The sequence below is a fragment of the Lichenifustis flavocetrariae genome, from assembly GCF_026130545.1.
In the GTDB taxonomy this organism is placed as follows: Bacteria; Pseudomonadota; Alphaproteobacteria; order Rhizobiales; family Beijerinckiaceae; genus Lichenihabitans; species Lichenihabitans flavocetrariae.
In genome coordinates this window covers 1-11,446 of the sequence record NZ_JAMOIM010000078.1, presented here as the reverse complement: position 1 = coordinate 11,446, position 11,446 = coordinate 1, and the positions used below count along the sequence as shown (strand labels likewise).

14 protein-coding genes and 1 pseudogene are annotated in these 11,446 nt (G+C 59.7%); 5 read left to right on the top strand and 10 right to left on the bottom strand.

Going from position 1 to position 11,446, the window contains the following annotated elements; genetic code table 11:
* Window positions 1-267: 267 nt before the first annotated feature.
* The 3 genes from M8523_RS34515 to M8523_RS34505 all read left to right on the top strand — a co-directional run bounded on the left by M8523_RS34515 (window position 268) and on the right by M8523_RS34505 (window position 1,835).
* Window positions 268-552: a type II toxin-antitoxin system TacA family antitoxin gene (locus M8523_RS34515; RefSeq protein ID WP_282589344.1), complete on the top strand. Its 285-nt coding sequence runs from the start codon at window positions 268-270 to the stop codon at window positions 550-552.
* Window positions 549-1,070, top strand: a complete 522-nt coding sequence (locus M8523_RS34510; protein WP_282589343.1) for a GNAT family N-acetyltransferase — start codon at window positions 549-551, stop codon at window positions 1,068-1,070. The genes M8523_RS34515 and M8523_RS34510 overlap by 4 nt, the downstream gene beginning before the upstream one ends.
* 240 nt (window positions 1,071-1,310) lie before the next feature.
* On the top strand, window positions 1,311-1,835 hold the full coding sequence (locus M8523_RS34505) for a hypothetical protein (protein WP_282589342.1): 525 nt from the start codon (window positions 1,311-1,313) through the stop codon (window positions 1,833-1,835).
* Window positions 1,836-1,906: 71 nt separating this feature from the next.
* On the opposite strand, the gene M8523_RS34500 is transcribed toward M8523_RS34505, so the two are convergent.
* The 8 genes from M8523_RS34500 to M8523_RS34465 form a co-directional block, all read right to left on the bottom strand.
* Window positions 1,907-2,332 (bottom strand): hypothetical protein, encoded by a 426-nt coding sequence (locus tag M8523_RS34500; protein WP_282589341.1) that lies wholly within the window; start codon window positions 2,330-2,332, stop codon window positions 1,907-1,909.
* Window positions 2,332-2,907, bottom strand: a complete 576-nt coding sequence (locus M8523_RS34495) for a recombinase family protein (protein WP_282589340.1) — start codon at window positions 2,905-2,907, stop codon at window positions 2,332-2,334. Before M8523_RS34495 ends, M8523_RS34500 begins: the two co-directional genes overlap by 1 nt.
* 996 nt (window positions 2,908-3,903) lie before the next feature.
* Window positions 3,904-4,482 carry an FG-GAP repeat domain-containing protein gene (locus M8523_RS34490; RefSeq protein WP_282589339.1) on the bottom strand — a complete coding sequence of 193 codons (579 nt, stop codon included), beginning with the start codon at window positions 4,480-4,482 and terminating at the stop codon, window positions 3,904-3,906.
* A 109-nt stretch (window positions 4,483-4,591) separates the two neighbouring features.
* A complete protein-coding gene (locus tag M8523_RS34485) occupies window positions 4,592-5,161 on the bottom strand; it encodes a hypothetical protein (RefSeq protein WP_282589338.1) in 570 nt (189 codons plus the stop codon).
* Between the two features lie 209 nt (window positions 5,162-5,370).
* The gene (locus tag M8523_RS34480) at window positions 5,371-6,084 is read right to left on the bottom strand and encodes a PspA/IM30 family protein (RefSeq protein WP_282589337.1); all 714 of its coding nucleotides are present in this window, start codon (window positions 6,082-6,084) and stop codon (window positions 5,371-5,373) included.
* Between the two features lie 10 nt (window positions 6,085-6,094).
* Window positions 6,095-6,919 (bottom strand): heavy metal-binding domain-containing protein, encoded by an 825-nt coding sequence (locus tag M8523_RS34475; protein WP_282589336.1) that lies wholly within the window; start codon window positions 6,917-6,919, stop codon window positions 6,095-6,097.
* Entirely contained in the window at window positions 6,919-7,830 is a 912-nt protein-coding gene (locus M8523_RS34470) for a heavy metal-binding domain-containing protein (RefSeq protein ID WP_282589335.1), read from the bottom strand. The genes M8523_RS34475 and M8523_RS34470 overlap by 1 nt, the downstream gene beginning before the upstream one ends.
* 4 nt (window positions 7,831-7,834) lie before the next feature.
* Window positions 7,835-8,161 (bottom strand): hypothetical protein, encoded by a 327-nt coding sequence (locus M8523_RS34465; RefSeq protein ID WP_282589334.1) that lies wholly within the window; start codon window positions 8,159-8,161, stop codon window positions 7,835-7,837.
* A gap of 445 nt (window positions 8,162-8,606) precedes the next feature.
* On the opposite strand from M8523_RS34465, the gene M8523_RS34460 reads away from it, so the two are divergent.
* Both M8523_RS34460 and M8523_RS34455 read left to right on the top strand, forming a co-directional pair.
* On the top strand, window positions 8,607-8,957 hold the full coding sequence (locus M8523_RS34460) for an MbcA/ParS/Xre antitoxin family protein (RefSeq protein WP_282589333.1): 351 nt from the start codon (window positions 8,607-8,609) through the stop codon (window positions 8,955-8,957).
* Window positions 8,958-8,968: 11 nt separating this feature from the next.
* Window positions 8,969-9,466 (top strand): RES family NAD+ phosphorylase, encoded by a 498-nt coding sequence (locus tag M8523_RS34455; RefSeq protein WP_282589332.1) that lies wholly within the window; start codon window positions 8,969-8,971, stop codon window positions 9,464-9,466.
* 225 nt (window positions 9,467-9,691) lie between these two features.
* On the opposite strand, the gene M8523_RS34450 is transcribed toward M8523_RS34455, so the two are convergent.
* Entirely contained in the window at window positions 9,692-10,114 is a 423-nt protein-coding gene (locus tag M8523_RS34450; protein WP_282589331.1) for a hypothetical protein, read from the bottom strand.
* A pseudogene (locus tag M8523_RS34445) lies at window positions 10,114-10,754 on the bottom strand (recombinase family protein). Before M8523_RS34445 ends, M8523_RS34450 begins: the two are co-directional and overlap by 1 nt.
* Between the last annotated feature and the right edge of the window lie 692 nt (window positions 10,755-11,446).

The window sequence follows — 11,446 nt, the reverse complement described above, 5'->3', positions numbered from 1 at the left end:
AATCCTACGCTGCCTCAAGACGATACGCTACGTCCACCACCTTCCCATCATCAGGCCAGTGAATAAGGTGGGCTAGCAGGATCAATCAACGCAACGCGCCCAAACGAACAGAGTGTGCAAAATTTAAAACATTCACACCAACAAAGATTAATAGACAATTCAGCGTCTTAGCCGATGCAAATGTCCGGTGCGAAAGTCAGATCAGGTTACCGGTCTTGCAATGTACGGCGTTTTACCGTACAATTGGATGTCAGAAGGAGTTAGATTATGTCCCATGAGGCTGCTCGAACGACACGCATTGAGGCGCGCATCGCCCCGGATGCGTTGGCTATCGTCAAACGTGCTGCCGAGCTTCAAGGGCGGAGTGTCAGCGATTTCGTGGTGGCGGCAGCGCAGGACGCCGCCCATCGCACGATTGAGGAGACTCAGGTGATCCGGCTATCCGTCGAGGATCAGCGCCGGTTTGCCGAAGCAATCATCAATCCACCCGCCTCGAACGAGGCCCTGCGCCTCGCGGCCCGGCTCCACACTGAGCATGTCGAGATGCGGTGACACGGTTCTTATCGGAGGCCTTGGGCAAACGCGACCGTGCCGCCTTCGCGAGCGGCAATGACCGGATCGACGCGTATTTTCGGACGGCCGTCTCGCAGGACGTGAAGCGGAACTATGCTGCCTGCTACGTCCTGGTAGAGCAGGACAGTGCCCGCCTGGCTGGCTTCTATACCCTGTCTGCCACTCACATCCCTTTGCCGGACATCCCGCCCGACATCGCCCGCAAACTGCCGCGCTATCCCAACGTCCCGGCTGTGCTGATCGGCTGGCTTGGTCGTGATCTTGGCTTCCGGGGGGAGAATATCGGCGGCCTGCTGCTCCACGACGCGATAGCCCGCGTGTCGGCGTCGCATATCGGCGCTTCCGCGCTCTTCGCTGACGCGATCGATGAGGCGGCTGCGGAATTCTACCGGCGGCACCAGTTCATCGCCCTCGTCAACCGGCCCGGCTCTCTGTTTCTGCCTTGGGCGACTGCAATAAAAAATCTGCCAACACCCTCGACAGGGGCGACGGCATGAGCGGGTCTCCCGACTGTGGTCCATAATCAAGGCGAGCTCGACCTCGTCAAGGCTCGCTTGTCGCGGCAGGCATCCCCTGAGCAAAGCACTGAATGGGAGCCGGCGGGCTGATCGGCTCGACCTGGCCCTGATCACTATGGAATAATTTGTATAAATTTCGAGTGCCGCGCATCCACTGCGTTCTTCCGGCGTAGCTTCAAGGCCGATCCGCGGGCACGCAGAAATCAGAAAGCCATTGTCATGAAGCGCAGGTCTACATATCTGGCCGGGATCGCAGTTTTAGTCTGCATGGGATTTTCCCCTGCGCAAGCAGCGCTGCTGAATTTTGATCTCACTGGTTCGCGGAATGCGAGCTTTCAGCTTGATTCAAATCCCACTCCTGACGTATTCAGCTCGTCATTTATAGGAAATCAAATTCAATTCGCTAATGTATCCGGTACTTTTGGTGGCACGGCCGGCACGGCGAACATTTCATTTGGGACATTTCTTATCAGCACATTGAACATTAGTAACGCGTCGCTCGGCTTCACCCAGTTTGCTGGGCCTGACATATTTACTGGAACAGCGGCAATGCCCGTTTTCGCGCCCAACACCTTCAATCTCACAAGCATCGTTTCCGGCAACAGCACCCTTACGATTTCGCTGGCGAACAGCGTTGCAACCGTTCCATTGCCGAAGACCCTGCCGCTCTTCGCCGCCGGCTTGGTCGGGTTTGGCCTAATCCGACGCCGCAAGGCTGCACCTGATCAAGCTCGCCTTGGATGATGGCACGGGAGCTGATCGGCTCCTCGGCGTGCGGGTGCCATTCGATGTACCCGCACCATGCGTCCTCTCTTTCATAGCCGATATGGTCCAGAAAACAGGTCACCAAGCGCTTTGCGCATGCGCAGGGTCAGCCACCGCTGCCGGCGATGCTCGTCCCGATCGTGCAGCATGTGGCATCGTTGGCAGAGCGCTTTCAGATTGCGCGGCCGGTTGTTGCTGGGGTCGTGGTCGAGATGGGCGGTCGCCAGCACGACCTTGGTCAGGCGGATCGTGTCGCTGTCCACGGCGATCAGGCGCGGCAGGCCTCTCCCCTTCCCGCAGCGCCACGTTTGAAGCTCCTCGTCGAACCATCTGCCGTCGCCGAGATGCCGGACCTGCTGGCCGTGCGGACGGCCGCAGATTTCGCAGCGGCCTTTCGCCCGCTCGAACCGGATCACGGCCGAGAGCTGGGGCCAGTCGACCGGGTACAGCCATTTGAACTCCGGCCGGATCGGCATCAGGAGCCCCCTGCCTGACGGCGAGCGGCCGGAAAATACTGATAGAAGGTCTGTCGCGTGACGCCGAGGCGCTTGGCGATGTCCGCCACGGAGATGGTCTGCTCCTTCAGCATGGCCCGTGCGGCGGCAAGATCGGACTCGGTCAGCTTTTTGCGCCGGCCGCCCTTCTTGCCCCGCGCAAGGGCCGCTTTCAGGCCCTCCATGGTGCGTTCGCGGTTGAGATCGAGGAAATACTCGGCCATGGCGCCGTGCATCTGAAGGGCGAAGCGGCCATGAGCGGTGTCGCTGTCAAAATGCTCGGTCAGGCTCTGGAACCGCACCCCGTCTTTGCGCAGCGTGTCCAGGGTGCGCATCATCTCGACGAGGGAGCGGCCGAGGCGGTCCAGTTTCCACACGACGAGGATGTCCTCGGGCCGCAGGAAGGCGAGCGCCGCGTCGAATTCCGGCCGGCTGGTGCTGGCCTTGCCGGATTTCTTTTCCTCGAAGATGCGTTCGCATCCGGCCTTGCGGAGCGCGTCGCGCTGAAGGTCGAGGTTCTGGTCGGCGGTGGAGACGCGGGCATAACCGATGAGCATGTCAGGATTGTAGTAAATTACCCTTTATCTTACAATAGATTTGTTGACACTTTTTCCTGACATCAATAGGCCGAGATGACGGTTTCAGGCGGATCGGTTTCAGAGTGTCAGGAAAAGGATCGTTTTATGGACATAGTGGATTGATCGAGAACGGGCTATCTTTCCGCTAGGTCTGAGAGGGGTGGGAAGCTGAGGTTGGCGACCCACTCGGAAGCCGACGTTCAGCTCATCACTCGAATGGATTGGAAGGATACAAGGCCAGCAACGGATTCAAGAAAAGGTTCATCTCTTTTACTATTTGATACATGTCGATGATCGTGTCGGTCTGGAGCTGTTGAATAGGGTCATTGGAGGATGATTTCTTGAGGTGATTTATTTTTCCGTTCAAGCTTAGATTTTTTTGCTGTATGATCTGAAGGCTGACTTGCATCCTGTGAATTGTGCTTTGCAGCTGCGCTTGAGAATAGCCAGTGGGGTTTTCTGTTGAGATGTGGGAAAAGTACCCATGGAAATACTCCGAGTTGGAAGGGTTCGTACGTCACGTCGTGAGATCGTCGATAGGATCAGATTTCGCCCAACTTGACCAATGCGCGGGGATGCATGGATCGATCCATGGCCGTTCAACCTTATGCGTGCCGGTCTGAGTAGAACGGCTCCGTATCTCACGAGTGTGCGCACTCAGTTTTGCGAGCAACCCGCTCCAATCATCTGGACCAATCGAAATGCCCGCAAGCGGACCTTCTCAAGGGCTGAGTTGGGTCGCGAGCGGAAGCGGTTTGGCTCCGGTCGATCGACGCCAGGTATCCGGCAATTGACCAGTTTCCGAACAACTAAATTGACGCTTTTGAAATTCGGACCGCCACCGTTTATGGACGTCACCCCGAGCAATTTTCTGAGCGGAAGGGTTTGCGACACGCCCCCTTACAGCTACGGGCACGGCCCAAATTTCCTCGCACTACTGTTTAAATCAGACCCTCAACAGGAAGTCATAGCGTATTAAAAAGTGCAGGCTTTTTGAGTCAGGTCTTCTGACCAGACGGAGAGAGCTATCGGACTTGATCGCACCTTGATCCGCGTCTCGCTGCCTACCAATCCGTGCGTCACGAAGCCCTTGCCTGTCAGGAAATTGATATCGCACCGACCTATCCCTGATCGCGTGTCCCAGTCGAGGGTGTATCTGCCGATCAGGACTTTGCCGCTTCGATAAACAATCCTCAGTTTTGTTTCAGAGTCATTGCTGCATCCTCCACAGCCATAACTGAGGATAAGCGATCCGTCGCCGTCGCCGTCGATCGCAGCAGCTGCGCCGCTAGCAATATTTTTTTTGAGAATTGTCGGCTTGCGTGAAACGTCAATCGGGCCGTCACCTGTCCCGAGGTAAATATAAAGATCGACGGACGCGCTTTCGCCGTTTCGCACAAGCATAGCGCGATCCATCTTTCCGTCCCTGTCGATGTCGAGCGTGATTTCCGCCACAACTTTTGATGGCGAGAGGTCATCGGCTAACGCGCCGGTTGGACCCATGATCGTCGCGATGAGGGTATAAAGAACCGCCGCTTTAATCGTGAACGTCATGCGATCCTCTCCCATCGCAACCTTCTGCCGTCGCGTCTTTCCTTACTGTCCCGCTGCTTCGCCGCCGCGGATATGGTCTCTGCGGCACCCAAGCTTTGCGCAGAGCAGGTCAAGGCTGTTCGAGGCCGAAGCGAAAGTGAACCAGCCGGCCGTTTTCGAATTCGTAATCCGCCTTATAGGCGGGCATGTTGTAGCGTTGCAGAAAAGAGGCGCCCTGTGCCGTCTCGACCCCGTAATGCAAGATCCGCCGCTTTGATGCCGTTGTGGTTTCAGTGAAGCAGACGCCAAGCCGAGCGACGATCTCGCCCATGCGAAGGCCAAGACGAATTCCGCTGCCGGTCTTCAGGAGCCCTTCAGGAAGTCGCCGATGCTTCTCGCCAGTCTGTCTCAGTCGAAGATCGAACTGGGCAATGGCATAGTCGCTGCCGCCATCAGGCTGGATGAAAACGGTCAGGGTCTGCTTGCCATCCTGTGATTGGAACAGCGCCGATTCCAATTGAAGGTCTGAGCGCTGCGTTTCCCAGTCCTTGCCCAATCGGGCAAGCGCACTTCGGGAGTCTTCGAGCGCGACGCCAAAAAGCGTTGTATCAAGCTTCTTTGGCGAGCAGGATGTTTCAGTAGCCCAAACCGGGGCTAAACCCAAAGCAAGCCAGATGGACACGGCGATCCAAGGTTTCATGGTCATCGTCACGTAGTGTACCCAGAACTAGCGTGAGACTAGGCAACTGTCGATCGCGTGCTCATCACCTTACAAGCCTCATCGAAGCCGTTGCACTGCGGAGCTGGTCGCGCGCTGTCCTATCGTTATCGGCTTTCTGACGGGCACACGGGGCAGCTACGCCTACGGCCCGGATCCACGCAGCGACGAGACATCGCCATCGCTTCCTGTCAAAGTGGAGGTATCACCTTCGTCGTCGATGCCTTGAGCTGAGCCAGTTCATCATCGACAGCACTGGTCGCCTTCAACACATCCAGTTCGCGCTTGCTGGCTGAACGATCGTCGAACTGATCGGTAAGCACGCCCGCCTCCAGCATGTGGCCCATCGCATCCGCCTTATCGCGCATGCCTTCGACCTTCTCGTTAACCCGTCGCAGGGCGTCACCCGTGTGACCGAGATGTCCACCAAGGCCGGTCAGTGCCTCCGTCACTTTCACCTGGGCTTGTGCCGCCGTGTAGGTGGTCTTCATGACCTCCTTCTGAGTGCGGAACTGCTCGATGCGATCGGCGAGCCTGCGCTCGTACTCGACGAGTTTCTGCACCTGGGGCGTGATGGCCGCCAAGGCCTCGTCAAGCGTGCGGCGCTTGGCAAGCGCGTCCTGCTTATGGACGAGCGCGGCGCGGGCGAGGTCATCGCGGTCTGCCGTGACCGCGGTTCGTGCATCGCTCTCGGCCTCCGCGATCTCGGCATCGGCCTTGCCGATTTGCCGATGCAAGGATTGCTGCTGCGCCACGACATCAGCCAGGTGGCGCTTGGTGTCCTGCAGGCCGGTGATCATCTTCTCATAAGAGAGATCGAGAGTTTCGTTGGGGTCCTCCAGGCTCGACAGGAGCTTGTGGGTCTTCGCCTGAAACAGGTCGGCGATGCGGCCGAAGATGCTCATCTGGGTCTCCTCAGCTGTTCACCGACAGCACGAGCTGCGGATCCGGAATGGTATCGGGGGCCAATTCTGCCGCAATGGGTTTCACGGCCGTGCCGACCGCGAAAAACTCGATCACATGCGGCTTCCAATTGTGCGAGCCCTCATGCAGCTCCATGCCGACGACACCCTCGGCGCCAGCCTCTGTCGCTTCATGCTGCATGCGCTCCATGGCGATCTCGCGCGCATCGTAGAGGGCCTGGGAGAAGTTCGTCATCTCGGTGTTGCGGCCGATCTGCCCAAGCGACTGCAACAGGCCCTGATGCGCCACATGGTAGACGCAGCTGCCCATCACGAGGGCCAACGGCCGATAGCCGGCCTGCAGCAGCGTCCAGAAATCCTGCCCCGACAGATCCGACGTGAAGGGTTGGCCCTCCGCGCCCTTGAAGCCCGGGTGACCGGCCGCATGCACGATGCCGGTGCCAATCGCCATGAACTCGAGGATGTTCGCGTCCCATTCGAGACGCTTCACCGTCAGGCGAACCCCGACGATCCCGTCGGCGCCCATGTCACGGGCTTCCTCCCGCATCCGGGCCATAGCCAGTTCACGGGCGTGGTACATGGCCTGGGACAGCTTGGTGAGCTCTTGGTTCTGACCCCAACTGCCGTATTGAATGCCGACATGGTAGACGCAGGTCCCAACGCAGAGGCCGATGGGCTCGAAGCCAGCTTTGCGGACGAGCAGGAACTCGTTCACGGAAAAATCCGACGTGAAGATCCCGCCCGGATGCCCCTGACCCCGCAAGCCCTTCAGCCGCTCGACCGCATGTGGAGGAATGCTGGTGGACGCGTCGCTCATCAAATGGGCCCTTCCTCGTCGGCCTGCGCACCGTAAGCCGTATGGCTCCGAGGGGCAGTCTCGCGCAAAGGTGAGAGTTGATCCCGCATGTCGACCACCGGCGTGATCGTATGCGGCACGGTTCGATCGGCGCTGGTCTGAACCACCGTTCCAAGCACGATGTGACGGCCGAGGATTTGCGGGGTCTGGTTGTTCTGTTCGACCTTGAAGATCTGACTGAAATGCGTGTGGGCCAGAACACCATTGCCCTGAGGGGCCGCGTCGCGGCGCAGGTCTTGCAACGCCTGACGGCGAATCCCTTCCCAGAAGTTCGTGAGTTCGGGCAGATCCGCGCTCCGGCCGAACCAGCCGAGCGTCGACCAGCCTGAGGTCAGCCAGCCATAGCGCGCTCCGATGGCCAGACCCGTCGTGACGATGCCGGCCTCTAATAGACGAACGAACTCGATGGCCGGTACAGTGGCGATGACCGGATCGGGGCTTGGTGGCAGCCCCTCGATCGCCACCGCCGTGCCGACCACCGTGTAATCCATGCTGGATCCGGTGCCATGGAGCCGGGTGGTCCTGAGTTTCACATCGAGCACCGCATTGGCGCCGGCCGCAATGGCCTCGTCCTTCAAGCGGCCGAGCGCCTTGTGCCACCCTTCCGCATGTCCTTCGGTCCAGGACCATCCGAAATGATACCAGCACGTGCCGGACACGGTTGCAATCGGCCGGATGCCATGGCTGCGGCTGAGCAGCAATTCGGCCGGGGTCATGGTCGAGAGCCAGGGCGTGCGGCCGGCAGCGGCGTTTTTCAGCCGGGTGGTCACGAAGCCAGGCAGCCGATCGGCTTCGAGGGCGGCTTGCCATTCGCGGGCCCGTGTCGCGGCCTGAGCGTCCGGAGTATTGGGATTGGAACCGAAGGCGCTCATGGCCTCACGACATCAGAAAATCGTGGAGTGCCGCATGGGCGGCGCCCGCACCTTCACCGACAGCCTGGGTCCGGCGAATGATGTCGTCGAGCCAGGCCGGCACAGAAAGATCCTGGGTGCTGATCGAGACGCCCCGCACCACCTTAGTGCGCTTCGCATGAAGGTGCCCGCGATCGTATTCAAGAACCAGAAGGCTGTCGTCGAACCGTGCTGAAATACGTCTGACGTGGAAGGTTTTCGAGAACAGGCCGTCGCGGCGACGCTCGACCTCGATGCGTCCGGGGAGGGCTGGCTCAAGCCGTGCCGCAAGGGCTTCGGTGAAAGCTCGCATGTCCGTGCCAACACGGCGCGTCCAGGCTGCAGCCAGATCAAACGCAAATGGCTCGGCACCCATCAAGCATGCCCCATGGCCGACTGTTCGTCCGGCGTCCTGTCCAATAGCAGGGAAATGAGAGACGGTTCAACTCATTGGGTCAGCAGAAGCAGCTCAGAGATTATGCAGCCACCATGGCACGTTGCCGGGGGATGAGGTCACCTTGCACCGCTTGCAAAGCATCCGGTGGAAGTTGCTCCGGGTTGTGCAGCCAAACGACGACCGGCAAAGCCGGTTTAAAAAATCGATCTCCTCAAGCCGGTCTTGCCGCCTTCGCTCAAGTTTGCGACAGGCCCGTGGCAGTCGTTCGCCACTGGCGCCAACCTCGTCCTCCCTTGAATGCCGCTTATTCTGACGCTATATTGCTACATCTAGAGCGGCATCAGCTCCGAAGGAAAGTGTCATGAGCCTCGTCCAATATGCCGACGACGGCTTTTTCGCGCCTCGCAAGATCGCGAATATCTTTCACACGAGCAGTGAGGATGTCGCGCGCTCGGCCGGTCTCGGGAAAGACGCCGTGCAACGCAAGGACCGGTTCCGCTCCGACCGGACCCAGCGTCGTCTCCGCGAGATGGTGGAGATCATCAACAAGGCGGAGCCACGTTTCGGCTCGGTGCTCCTCGCCTACGCCTGGTACCGGTCGCAACCGCTCTCGGGGTTCTCCGGACAGACCGCCATGCAGCTCGTCCGCAATGGCCGTGCCGACGAGGTGCTCGATTACATTGATGCGGTCGACGCTGGGATCCACGCCTGACCGTCGCAGGGATGCAGTACCGCGGCCTGCTCTATCGCGCACTCAATCCTGTATTTGCGCGCGAGCCCCTCTCGGGCCGTGGTGCGGAACTCTATGGAGGCCGTTTTAACACGAAGGGGACGCCAGCCCTCTACGCCTCGCTCTCGATTATGACAGCGGTCAGGGAAGCCAACCAGGTCGGCAGCCTCCAGCCAACTACGCTGGTGTCTTATACCGCCGAGATCGCTCATGTTTTCGACTCCAGGGACGAGGTGGCCTTGCGCGCAGAGGGTATGGATCCGAATGGATTGGCGGATCCGACCTGGCGCGACAAGATGAAGGCAGATGGCGAGGCGCCGACGCAGACCTTTGCGAAACGGCTGGCAAGTCGGGGATTCCACGGGCTCCTCGTTCGCAGCTTCGCGCCAGGCACCAACAACGGGGATCTGAACCTCGTTCTTTGGCGCTGGGGGACGACTGCTCCGGCGCGGCTCATCCTGATCGACGATGAACAGCGGCTTTCACAATAAGAAGCTCGGCTCCCATCGCAAGATCGGCCTATTCCCCCCGAAGCACGTGCTTATCGCTCCATCTGGGGCGTCCGATGGGCGTCTGACATGGACGACCCGGCCTCGCCGCGGTTCGTGGTGCGGTCGTCTGAGCTCAGGTCTGTGACCAGCGTCGCGCCGTGTCCACTGCATGGACATGAGTGATGATGACCAACCATTGATCGAGCGGGACGAGGCGGCGCAGGATCAACGATACAGTCCAAGAAACAAATCGCCGATCGCCTTGCGCATGCGCAATGTGATCCGCCGTCGGCGCTGATGCTCCTCGCGGTCGTGGATCATGTGGCAGCGCTGACAGAGCGCTTTCAGATTTCGGCTCGGGCAGTTGCTGGGATCGTGATCGAGATGGGCGGTTGCCAGAAAGACCTTGGTGGTCCGCACGGCGGCATGGTCGTTGACAACCAGGCGGGGCAGGGAACGGCCACGCCCGTTGCGCCAAAGCTGTTGCTCCTCGTCCCACCACCTGCCGTCGCCAAGATGCCGGACCTCTTTGCCATGCGGCCGACCGCACGTTTCGCAGCGACCCTTGGCGCGGCCGAAGCGGATCGCATTGGACAGCTCGGGCCAATCGATCGGGTACAGCCATTTAAATTTGGGGCGGATCGGCATCAGGCCACCTCTCCTGACGCCAGCTGCGCCGAAGCGATGCGCTTGGCAATCTTGGCAATCGTCATCGGGCTGCACCCGAACGTCGCGCGGATTTGCGTGTAGCTCGCGCCGGCCTTCAGCATGGCCGCGATCCCGTTGTTGCGGGCGGCGTCCTCTTTCCGGCCTTTGTAAAGGCCCGCTGCCTTGGCTCGTGCCGTCCCTTGCGCCTGACGGCGACGGCGATCGTCGTAGTCCTTGCGCGCCACGGCCGCCAGCACGTCGAGCATCATGCCGTTGATGGCTTGGAACACGCGGCCGGTGAATTCATCGCTCGGCTTTGCAAGCATCCAGGATGTCGGCAGGTCGAGCGCCACGATGCGGACCTGACGCTGGTCGATCAGGGTGCGCAGCTTCTGCCAGTCGTCGGCCGTCAGGCGGGACAGCCGGTCAACCTGCTCGATCAGCAGGAGATCGCCGGCATGGCTGTCAGAGAGAAGACGGAACAGCTCGGGTCGTGCGAGCTTCGCGCCGCTCTCATTCTCGGCATAGAAGGCGGCGATCGACAGCCCCGCTCTTTGGCGAAGGCCACCAGCTGCGCCCGGGCGCGTGAGGCGTCCTGGTCATCAGTTGAGGCGGCTCGGAGGTAGGCGCGAACGAACATGATCAAAAATACAGTTAAGATACTCCACTATAATTGATCCATTTTAGATGGTCAATCGACGATAGTGGAGCGGCCTCTTTGATACTCCAGTTAAGGCATATCCAAATCAGACTGGTTGATGCGGTCGCTTGAGCAGCTGCCAGCAAGCGGTATTCCAGAACGTCAAGCGGGACGCGAGCGTGTTGCTACGGGCCAAGCCTGCCGGAATCGGGAGCATTCCGACATCAGGACAAGGAAACGAAGGTGCTCATCCCTTTGGGGGAATACTGGAAGACACCAAAGTGGCCTAATCAGTGCGGGTGCGATGAGGCGACTGATATGGCGAACGTCGTTTTGCTCTTCCTGTGTTTGGGTATCGGCATGGTCCTGCGTACGACGCGCAGGGTGGCGGCTCATGATGTTTGCTCCGTCTTCTTGATGATGTCGACGGAGAGCAACCGCGAGATACTCCGGGCGGTTCCGTTCGGGCATCATGTGGATCGGCGGCAATTCTTCGGTGCTGATGTGGGATCAAACACCTTCGATCGACATCGTTCGGCGTTTCACGGTTAGCTCTCCACGGGATCGGCGCAGCGTCGAAGAAGGTGGACTGGAAACAGGCGCCGATTTCATGAACCTGTACCGGCCCTGGATAGTGAGACACCGACATTGATCCTACGCGGCGATTGCTGCGGGTGAAAGCAGGTCGTTCC

Coding starts and splice junctions, on each gene's coding strand:
- M8523_RS34515 (WP_282589344.1), top strand. CDS start 268: ATGTCCCATGAGGCTGCTCGAACGACACGCATTGAGGCGCGCATCGCC.
- M8523_RS34505 (WP_282589342.1), top strand. CDS start 1,311: ATGAAGCGCAGGTCTACATATCTGGCCGGGATCGCAGTTTTAGTCTGC.
- M8523_RS34500 (WP_282589341.1), bottom strand. CDS start 2,332: ATGCCGATCCGGCCGGAGTTCAAATGGCTGTACCCGGTCGACTGGCCC.
- M8523_RS34495 (WP_282589340.1), bottom strand. CDS start 2,907: ATGCTCATCGGTTATGCCCGCGTCTCCACCGCCGACCAGAACCTCGAC.
- M8523_RS34490 (WP_282589339.1), bottom strand. CDS start 4,482: ATGACGTTCACGATTAAAGCGGCGGTTCTTTATACCCTCATCGCGACG.
- M8523_RS34485 (WP_282589338.1), bottom strand. CDS start 5,161: ATGAAACCTTGGATCGCCGTGTCCATCTGGCTTGCTTTGGGTTTAGCC.
- M8523_RS34480 (WP_282589337.1), bottom strand. CDS start 6,084: ATGAGCATCTTCGGCCGCATCGCCGACCTGTTTCAGGCGAAGACCCAC.
- M8523_RS34475 (WP_282589336.1), bottom strand. CDS start 6,919: ATGAGCGACGCGTCCACCAGCATTCCTCCACATGCGGTCGAGCGGCTG.
- M8523_RS34470 (WP_282589335.1), bottom strand. CDS start 7,830: ATGAGCGCCTTCGGTTCCAATCCCAATACTCCGGACGCTCAGGCCGCG.
- M8523_RS34465 (WP_282589334.1), bottom strand. CDS start 8,161: ATGCGAGCTTTCACCGAAGCCCTTGCGGCACGGCTTGAGCCAGCCCTC.
- M8523_RS34460 (WP_282589333.1), top strand. CDS start 8,607: ATGAGCCTCGTCCAATATGCCGACGACGGCTTTTTCGCGCCTCGCAAG.
- M8523_RS34455 (WP_282589332.1), top strand. CDS start 8,969: ATGCAGTACCGCGGCCTGCTCTATCGCGCACTCAATCCTGTATTTGCG.
- M8523_RS34450 (WP_282589331.1), bottom strand. CDS start 10,114: ATGCCGATCCGCCCCAAATTTAAATGGCTGTACCCGATCGATTGGCCC.